The sequence below is a fragment of the Nocardia sp. NPDC003999 genome (assembly GCF_053604885.1).
Window position 1 is genome coordinate 66,095 of sequence record NZ_JBSGIB010000030.1, and the last position, 8,761, is coordinate 74,855.

The following is an 8,761-nucleotide window of genomic DNA, read 5'->3' on the forward strand; positions in this document are numbered from 1 at the left end:
AGGTGATGTCCGTACCGTGTTCAGTTGATCCCGCAGGCCACCGCGTCTGCGGAGGGTTGGGCGCGCCCGGCCACTCCGGTCAATACGGTAGGTGGACCCCGTCGCGCACTTCCTTGACCGTTCTGCTGATCATTTGTTGCAAGGTGGCGGCGACGCGCTCGGCGGTGGTGGGTTTGATCGTCAGCAGATCCGCGCCGAACGTGACGTAGCGGCCGTCATTTTCGACGTCGTTGAGCTGGAAATCTTTGCGGCCGTGCGTATGCCGGTTGTCGACGCTACCCATCGCGTAAACGCCGACGTGACCGATCAACGTCATCGCCCGGGTGAAGAACCGCTCGAACTCCTCCCGCGGCGTCGGTCGCCAAGCGTCGCGGACCGGCGGCCTCGGCCGCGCCAACTCCTTCGCGGAAGCCTGCAACTGCTTCCCCTGCCCCGGGCCGCAGACGGGGAAAACGTCGACCACGGCCCGCGCCACCGCACCGGCGGGTAACAGCGTCAGCACCACGTCACCGCCGTGTTCGGGGTCCGGTCCCGGTTCCTGCACCGCGACCGCGCCGTGCTCGTAGTGCACCCCCGCATGGGCGCGCAGCCTGCGGTTGCGACGCTTACCGGCGAAGCCGGCCACTTCCACCCGGGCCTCCGGCGCCAGCAGCACTTCCACCGCCCGCAACAACTCGTCATCGATGCGGGGTCGCAGCGACTGCGCCGCCGCCTGCCGCAACCGCAGACTCTCCGACCGGAATTCCGTCGTGTACTGGTGCTGCAAGGGATACGGCAGCACGTCCCGACCGGTGGACTCCCACAGAGTCCGGAATTCGAGCGCGGTGAACCGCCAGTTCTGCACCTCGGGCATGGGTGTCCTTATCGCGGGTTGTCCCCGATGACCGGCGGTACCGTCCCGGGCAACTCGTCCAACCCCACGAGCTCATTGCCGTGTTCTTGAGTGATCAGGTAATCCGGAATGCCCTTGGTGGATTCCTCGTCGGACTTGCCGCCGCGCGCACCCGGAGCCATTCCGCCCATTCCGCTCGCACCGGCGCGGCCGGGAGAGGTGCCGGTTCGCGCGGCGGCCGGAACCGCGTTGGTGCTGTTCGGTGTGCCTTTCGACGGCACCGAGACACCGGGTGCACCGGGACCGGTCGGACTTCCCGGACTGCCGGGTGTGCTCGAGTGCGGACTGCCGGGACTGCTCGGCGATGTGCTCGTAGGAGTCGTCGAGGCAGGCGTTGTCGAAGAGGGCGTGGTGGAAGCCGGTGTGGTCGAGTCCTGCGTAGTCGACGACGGGTCGGTATTGGTCGACTCCGATGTTTTCGAGGCGTCGTCCGAGGGTTGGTTGCTCGACTGAGTCGTCGGGTCCTCGGTGGAGTTCGTACCGGAGGGATCCGAGCTGGGCGACGAAGTTCCCGACGGGTTACCGGTGCCAGTGTTCGTGCCTCGCGGGCCGCTGCCGTCACCGACGCCACCCGGATTCGCGGTGGTCGCCGGACGCGGAATCACCGGCACATTGGTATCGGACTCCATCACGACCGGAGCGTAGACGGTTCTCAACACGCGAACTGCCTCGGTCTTCGTGTTGTACTCGGCGACATCGTCATTGCGCCATCCCCGCCCGGCGACGAAGGCGAGAGCGTTGCCGATTCCGCTGCGATGTTCCGGCGCGTGCGGGACCAATTGCTTGGTCGGCTCCAGCCCGGTCAGCAATTCGGCCAGCTTGTTGCCGGTCAGCCGGGCCGCGTTGGAAACCTGGGCACCTTGGGCGGCATAGTCGCCGACCGCACTCGCTGCAGCATTGCGCGCCTCACCCCGCCACACACTGTCGTCGGTAGCCCGCGCCATGGCTTTCGTAAAGGTGTCCAAAGAGGTTTGGTGCCGATCGGCGATGGTGTTCCACGCGGTCACCAGGTCACCGACCGCCTTCAAATCGATCTGATCGACCTTGCCACGCAGCGTCGCGATATCGTGCCGCTCGAACTCGTCCGCGTCGAGAACCTCCCTCGGCCGGAATTCGCCTTGGAACCCGACATCGGAGGCCCGGCCTCGCACACCGACGCGCTGCCGGTTGTACTTGTCCTGCACCCCGGCCACATCGATGTCCGGCTGCAACTCCTCACCCGATATCCAATTGGTGACGTTGCGAAGCATCGTCGAACCGAGTTCCCCCATATCGAAGACTCGCAGAGAGTCGAACGGGTTGCCCATCAGCGCACCTGCTCGGTGGTGTTCGTGAACTGCGTCGCGTTCTCGATGTCCTTCCCGGTGATGCGCTTGAACGAGATCGCCATGACCTCACGCATGTTCTTCACGGTCTCGATGTGTTCCAGGATGATCTGGTCGATCGAATTACCGTCCCCAGTACCCTGTTTCAAGAATTTGGTTTCAAGACCCCGGGCCATATCGAAATCACCGAAACCGCTGACATTCTGCACTCTGCGTGACAGGTCGCGAATACCTTCTAGATCGGCGATTCGCTGGTCACACGCCTTCGCGCAGAGATATGCAGCATTCTCGTCGTCGAGATACAGTTCCCCTCCCCGCGCTTGACTGACGAGTCGACTCCAAACCGATGCGTTGCCCTCGCTCATATCGCCCCTCCCTGATCAACGCGGTAGTACCGGTACGATCGACTCCCCGACGCGGTTCAGGACCACGCACGGGTCTTCGAGGTTGTCCTGGCCAGCCCTGTTCATGGTAGCTACCTGCATGACGCCCTGAGCTGCCGGAAAAAGCACATCGCAGTCGAAATTCTTCGAGGCGCCCTCGACCCGGAATTGACGGCCTTGACGACCGGCCACAGTGACGTCCTTGAAATCGACGTTTCCAGGCTTGCGCTCGAATTCCGCCACAGTGCGACCGGTCGAGTACACCGTGATGGAGTACTTCGAACCCTTCCAACTACAGATCTCCCAGCCGGACTGATGCACTCCCGCGATACCGGACTCCTCGGTTTTCGGATCGACGCCCGCAGCCCGCAGCGCATCGTCGGGAATCCCAGTGCAGGGATTGAACAGAGCCTGTGTCGCTGTGGTGCTGGAACCCGTCGCAGGCGATCCGCTCGTGGTGTCTTCACATCCCGCAGCACCGGTCGCCAGCGCTCCGATGAGCAGTGCCAACAGGATTCGATGACTCATCCCCACCCTCTCGACCCGTGACGACTCAAGTGGGCCAACAGTAGCAGACGAGCAGCGCGGCGCTCCTTGGTCGCGCTGGTCCAGAGGCGTTCTGCGCGTGCCAGGTGTGATGCGGCCGGGAGACTGGTGCCGGGAAGCGGCGGGGTCCTCTCCCTGTTGGGACGTACAGAGTTTGGGGCCCAATCTATGGTGGCAAGGCAGTAACGAGTTCGACGAAAGCTAGGACATACGACTGAGTTCGACGAATTGTTCAAGGAGCTGGAACGATGAAGTTTGGCAAGATCGTGGCCGGGTTTGCGCTCGCTGCCGCCGCAGTCTCTGTTGCTCCCGCCGTCGCCTCCGCTGACGATCCGGAGTTTCCGCGCAACGGTGTTATCCCGCCCGGCACTTATCACGTCGGGCGGGGGCCCTCCAATGTGATCGGGTCGCCGATCGAGAACTGCGACCTGCAAGTTTTTGTGGATGGTAGGACGGTGGTTCTGGTGTGCGGAACCTCCAGCCGGGGAGGGCATCAGATGCCGGTCGGTCCGGACGAGACGTATGTTTCGTTCGACTTCGTGCCCCTTGGGCTCGATCTGCATGACATCGACCCCCGGCAAGGGCTTTGGAGCGGAACGGTGAATATCGCCGGGACTCCGATTGTTGCCCCGTACCCGCTGGCAGCAGTATGGCTCAGCCGCCGTTGAACCGCACGCGCCAATAGCGCATGGCTTGCGTCAGTATCCGTGACGGATACGGCCCGGACATCGGCTATGAGGCCGAGGTCCGGGCTGTCTGTTTGTCTACGCCGATCCGCAGATCAGAGTGCAGTCGCGACGCACGCGGTGAAGGAGTCCCATTGGCCCGGCGCGAAGATCAGCGCCGGCCCGTTCGGGTTCTTCGAATCGCGGACGCCGACGTGACTAGCCTCGAGCCACGCGACTTCGACGCACGCATCAGCCTCACCACTGTGGACAGACTTGAACCACTCCGCTCCGGATAGGTCGATGATCATTGTTCGTATCTCCTGGCCATAGTCCTGAGCAGGTCTCTCGATCCTTGCTCTTCGAGTGCCGCACCATTGAGGGCTTCGTGGATCACCCTGAAGCGGTTCACATCGTCCGCATCCTCGAAAATCATTGTCCCTATTGCGCCTTCGGTGTAGACAACGGACGGCTCGCCATGAGGGAAGTCGATAATGATGAACGGCGGTACCGCCAATCCCCCTGGGAAGCCAGCAGCAAAGGGAACGACTCGGATCGAGACGTTCTCTCGCGTACCCATGTCAGCAAGGTGACGGTATTGCGAAGACATGATTCGCATAGACCCGACCACAGTACGCAGGGCCGACTCATGCACCAGGAATTCGGCCCGCATCGGTTTGTGCCTGCGGGTAAGAATCGCTGATCGTTGGATTCTCCGTTCTACGAGCCAGTCAGCATCTGCGGAGGAGCCCATCGGTGCAGACGATCGCACACTGCGGGCATAGTCGGGAGTCTGCAACAGGCCCGGTATGATGAGCGCTTGGAAGAAGTGCAATTCTGTTGCCGCGGCCTCCAATTGCAGATACGTGTTGAAGCCGGGGCGTACCAGATTCCGGAAGTCCTCCCACCACGGTCTCACACGCGCCTGCTCGGCAAGCAATTTCAGATACTCCGTCCGCTCCTCCGGCAGCCCGTAGTACTCGCAGATGAACTCGACATCACGAACCTTGATCTTCTCGTTCTGCCCCAGTTCCAGCCGTCCCAGCGCGGATCGGCTGATCTCCAGGACCTCGGCTACCTGCTCGAGGGTGTAGCCGTTGGCCTGACGTGCGTCGCGCAGTGCGCGGCCCAACTGGCGACGCGGCAGCGTCGTCCGGCTGACGTCCGACTTGGTACCGACCATTTCCGTTGCGTCCTCCCCTGCTGTCCCACGGTGTGACCTGCTTTTTCCCACGGCGAGAATCGACATCCGCGCACTCGGGAAGCGCTCAGCGCGTATGCGCCGATTGCCGGGCACCGGTCGATTCGAGCTCCCCGTCGTGAGCACGTTCGCAGCATATGCACATGGCCGAAGAACACGGAACAGAACTCGAATTCGTCACGAATTCCCGCGCACCGGCGCCGATTACGTGCGATCAACAGCCGACGAGTCACGGCATCGGGCCGCACCGGCCTGGGCGTCGCGAGACCACGGACGGCCTCCTCGTTCCGCCCGGAATCTGCCGTCACGCCGATGTGCGGTTGGCGCACGAGCAGATGCGGGCGCACCTGGCCTGCCGGATCGAGCGGTGCGCATGGAAGGCCGCGGCGTATCGCACACTCGTCATCACCGGTCGGCTGATACCGCAGGCGGTGAGCCACCGGGAACGCGCCGCCGCCCGAGGACTCCGGTTCCCGTCCCATGACGGACACGACAACGCCGACCGCGCTCTCGACGTGCGCACGATTCAAGCTGTGCTGGAGCAATTGTCGGCGTTGGCGGCCCCACCGGAATTCTTCCGGGGGTGAGCCGATTGCATCGGACCACAACGGGAACCGCACAGGCCGGCTGGCGAGTGGTGGGCAGTCGCATCGAAATCGTGTTCTTGCGTGACGAAGCCGATCCCACACCCGCCTACCGGCTGCGCAACAACGGCGACACCGTGCCGATCCCGCTGGGCGAGAACGGATTCGTCGCCTTCGATGAGCGCGCACTGCCGGATCTGGCGCAGGTCCGCGAATGGTTCCCGCGCCACTTCCGGCTGTGGGACGCGGTGCGCATCGAGTTCTGGGACATTCTGCTGCCCGCCCACGGAGCACGCACCACGGATCCTCCCGGACCGCCCCAGCCGGGTGAGTTCGCCTGACCGATTCCACGCCCCCTCCAGAGAGCGAAAATGCCCGATCGACGAAATCGACCACAGGACAAGTCGCGCAAGCCGACGAGTTCCGCCATCCGATACCCACCCAGCGCCACGATCGATTCACTACTCGCGGCCATGCTGGCCGAGCGTCGCGCAGACGCCGCCGACAGCGACACCGTGCATTTCTGGGGATTCGCCCGCACCGGAAGCGCCACCGCGCACGACGCGGCCCACACTCAGATCGTCCTCGATCCCGACGCCGAACGCTCTCCCGTCCTGGATTCGGCCGAATGGCTGATCCGGAGATTCACCGGCCGCGTGTGGGCGTTCGGGCTCGCCTACCTGACGGTGGGCGAGATATTCACCAGCCCGCACGAGGCGATGCAGGCCGCGGCCGCGGGCCGATCGAGCGAACGCGCCACCGCCGATCCCATCTGCGCGGCAACGATATTCGACGCCCGAGGACGCACCTACACGTCGCTGACGTACACCCACCTGCCCGAACTCGGACCGACGCCCACCTCGGTGGGCGACACCCGCCGGTGCACCGACGCCTGGATAGCCCTGTTCGACCAGCGCGCCGTAGCGGCGCATGTGTGGGCGGCGGCCATAACGCTCGATCCGTCCGCGAACCACGCTGCCATAGCCCGCCTACGGGGTCACTGAAAATCGCGTTGGCCGCGCCTGCACGCGTTGTTATGGTGTGGTCGTGAATTCCCCGGAGTCGTCCAGACGGTAGCCGCCCGGCATACGCGCCGGGCGGCGTTGTGAATGCGAAACCGCTGGTCGTAGCGCGACCGAGTGGTTATTTCGCAACGCCGGACGAAGCTGGTTTCTCCGCGGAGGGTGACGGTTCACCCGATTTCCGCGACCATCTCGGGCGCTTTGTCGCGCCCTGTATCCGGGGAGTTATTTTTATGCCCATTGTGGTGTTCGTGCTGGCTGTCGCGGTGTTCGCGCAGGGCACGTCCGAGTTCATGGTGTCGGGGTTGCTGGAGGCGATCGCCGTCGATGTCGGGGTCTCGCTCGGCACCGCCGGTCTGTTGACGTCACTGTTCGCGGCGGGCATGGTGCTCGGCGCGCCGGTGATGGCGATGGCGGCGGGCAGGTTGCCGGTCCGGCATTCGATAGCGGCGTTCTTGGCGGTGTTCTGCGCTGCTCATGCCGTCGGCGCTGTGACCAGTGAGTTCACGGTCCTGCTGATGACGCGGGTCGCCGCCGCCGCCGCCAACGCGGGATTCCTGGCAATCGCGCTGGCCGCTCTGCCGCACTTGGTCGGCTCGGTGATGGTGGGGCGCGCGACCTCGGTGGTGGTGTCCGGGGTGACCGTGGCGTGTATCGCGGGGGTACCGGCCGGCACTGTGCTGGGGCAGATCTGGGATTGGCGTATCGCGTTCGGGGCTGTCGCGATCGTCAGCGGGGCAGCGGTGATTCCGGTGTGGGCGATGGTGCCCCGTACGGCTCGCACCGGTGATCGCCCCGCCACAGCTGAGTCCTCTTTGCTGCGGGAGTGGGCGGTACTCGGCGAACGGCCGGTACTCACCTCGGTGCTGGTCAACGCGGCGACGTTCGCGGGATTCACGTTCCTCGGTTCGATCACCGCAGGGCTCTCCACAGCGGACAGCCGCTGGGTTCCGATCGTGCTGGCCTTGTTCGGCATCGGTTCGTTCGTCGGCGTGACGGTCTGCGGCCGCCACAGCGACCGTCATCGCGAGCGGATCGTCACCGTAGGAACGAGTGGGCTCGTCGGGGTGTGGTTACTGGCCGCTCTGACCGCGCACGCACTGCCCGGCGTCGCGATCATGGCGACGGTGTCCGGGGCGGTCGCGTTCGGAGTGGGATCGACACTGATCACGACGATCGTGCAGACCGCGGCGCCCGGCGCGCCGCGGATCGCGGGTGCGCTGGCCACCACGGCGTTCAATATCGGCGCCGTGCTCGGCCCCCTCACCGCCGCCGTGGTCGTCGACCACACCGGTCAGCCCGCGAAGGCGTTGTGGTGTGGCACGGTTCTCACACTCGCCGCGGCCACGGTCGTGCGGGCGGCGAGGCAACCGGTCGCATCACCGGCGGCGCCCGCCGCGGCAGGAGACCCGCTCGAGTAATGCTGGCGAATTACCGCTAATAGACTTGACGAACGAAGGATCGAGATGTCACTATAAATATGAGAAGACACAGGAAATGGCGTGTCTTCTTTCTTGTTGTCTCTCGACATCGGTCGAAATCGGGTGTAATTTAGGGCTTCGCGCCGGGTCGCGTGCTGTCCAACTCTCGAAATACGAATTGACCGTGGAAAGTGGCACAGTCTGCGTGCCACCTTCTACCCGTTGTTGTCGAGTCATGTTCGGACACGGTCCAGCACGGTGCGCCATGTGAATTACCGCCCACAGGACAAGCAGATACCGTGACGCCCACGCGAACGTATGGGCGTCATGAGGTGCTGGAAGGACGCATCTTGACAGTCTCGAGTCAGACCGACGTCTATGCCGCAACGCCCGCCGATTCCGGATTCTCCCCCTCGCCGAAACGGCTCTCGTTCGCGAAGATCCGTGAGCCCCTCGAAGTGCCGGGCTTGCTGGAAGTCCAGACCGATTCGTTCGAATGGTTGATCGGCACGCCCGCCTGGCGCGAACGGGCCACCGCGCGCGGCGAATCCGGCGCCGGTGGATTGGCGGAGGTGCTCGCGGAGATCAGCCCGATCGAGGACTTCTCCGGCTCCATGGCGCTGACGCTCTCCGATCCGCGCTTCGAAGAGGTCAAGGCCTCGATCGATGAGTGCAAGGACAAGGACATGACGTATGCGGCTCCGTTGTTCGTGACGGCGGAG

At 64.3% G+C, this 8,761-nt stretch carries 11 protein-coding genes and 1 pseudogene; 6 read left to right on the plus strand and 6 right to left on the minus strand.

Translation table 11 applies throughout. The annotated features are described in order from the left end of the window. Positions 1-79: 79 nt before the first annotated feature. The 4 genes from ACWESM_RS34110 to ACWESM_RS34125 are packed head-to-tail and all read right to left on the minus strand — an operon-like array spanning position 80 to position 3,110. Positions 80-853 (minus strand): ESX secretion-associated protein EspG, encoded by a 774-nt coding sequence (locus tag ACWESM_RS34110; protein ID WP_452495275.1) that lies wholly within the window; start codon positions 851-853, stop codon positions 80-82. 8 nt (positions 854-861) lie between these two features. Next, positions 862-2,199, minus strand: a complete 1,338-nt coding sequence (locus tag ACWESM_RS34115) for a hypothetical protein (protein ID WP_452495276.1) — start codon at positions 2,197-2,199, stop codon at positions 862-864. Further along, positions 2,199-2,582 carry a hypothetical protein gene (locus tag ACWESM_RS34120; RefSeq protein ID WP_452495278.1) on the minus strand — a complete coding sequence of 128 codons (384 nt, stop codon included), beginning with the start codon at positions 2,580-2,582 and terminating at the stop codon, positions 2,199-2,201. The genes ACWESM_RS34115 and ACWESM_RS34120 overlap by 1 nt, the downstream gene beginning before the upstream one ends. A gap of 15 nt (positions 2,583-2,597) precedes the next feature. Next, entirely contained in the window at positions 2,598-3,110 is a 513-nt protein-coding gene (locus tag ACWESM_RS34125; protein WP_379256048.1) for a DUF3558 domain-containing protein, read from the minus strand. A 284-nt stretch (positions 3,111-3,394) separates the two neighbouring features. On the opposite strand from ACWESM_RS34125, the gene ACWESM_RS34130 reads away from it, so the two are divergent. Next, on the plus strand, positions 3,395-3,814 hold the full coding sequence (locus ACWESM_RS34130) for a hypothetical protein (protein ID WP_364437685.1): 420 nt from the start codon (positions 3,395-3,397) through the stop codon (positions 3,812-3,814). A gap of 113 nt (positions 3,815-3,927) precedes the next feature. Here the strand turns inward: ACWESM_RS34130 and ACWESM_RS34135 are convergent, their stop codons facing one another. After that, positions 3,928-4,122: a DUF397 domain-containing protein gene (locus ACWESM_RS34135; protein WP_364437688.1), complete on the minus strand. Its 195-nt coding sequence runs from the start codon at positions 4,120-4,122 to the stop codon at positions 3,928-3,930. Next, complete coding sequence (locus ACWESM_RS34140; RefSeq protein WP_364437691.1) at positions 4,119-4,994, minus strand: helix-turn-helix domain-containing protein; 876 nt, start codon at positions 4,992-4,994, stop codon at positions 4,119-4,121. Before ACWESM_RS34140 ends, ACWESM_RS34135 begins: the two co-directional genes overlap by 4 nt. A gap of 161 nt (positions 4,995-5,155) precedes the next feature. Here ACWESM_RS34140 and ACWESM_RS34145 point away from each other — a divergent pair, with 161 nt between their 5' ends. The 5 genes and pseudogenes from ACWESM_RS34145 to ACWESM_RS34165 all read left to right on the plus strand — a co-directional run. Then, positions 5,156-5,599, plus strand: coding sequence for a hypothetical protein (locus ACWESM_RS34145; protein WP_452495281.1), 444 nt, complete (start codon positions 5,156-5,158; stop codon positions 5,597-5,599). Next, the gene (locus tag ACWESM_RS34150) at positions 5,596-5,937 is read left to right on the plus strand and encodes a hypothetical protein (protein WP_397276708.1); all 342 of its coding nucleotides are present in this window, start codon (positions 5,596-5,598) and stop codon (positions 5,935-5,937) included. The genes ACWESM_RS34145 and ACWESM_RS34150 overlap by 4 nt, the downstream gene beginning before the upstream one ends. A 30-nt stretch (positions 5,938-5,967) precedes the next feature. Further along, positions 5,968-6,600, plus strand: coding sequence for a hypothetical protein (locus tag ACWESM_RS34155; RefSeq protein ID WP_364437700.1), 633 nt, complete (start codon positions 5,968-5,970; stop codon positions 6,598-6,600). Positions 6,601-6,851: 251 nt separating this feature from the next. After that, entirely contained in the window at positions 6,852-8,039 is a 1,188-nt protein-coding gene (locus tag ACWESM_RS34160; RefSeq protein WP_452495284.1) for a Cmx/CmrA family chloramphenicol efflux MFS transporter, read from the plus strand. Positions 8,040-8,371: 332 nt separating this feature from the next. Next, positions 8,372-8,761, plus strand: a pseudogene (locus tag ACWESM_RS34165) (DNA-directed RNA polymerase subunit beta); the annotation flags it as partial.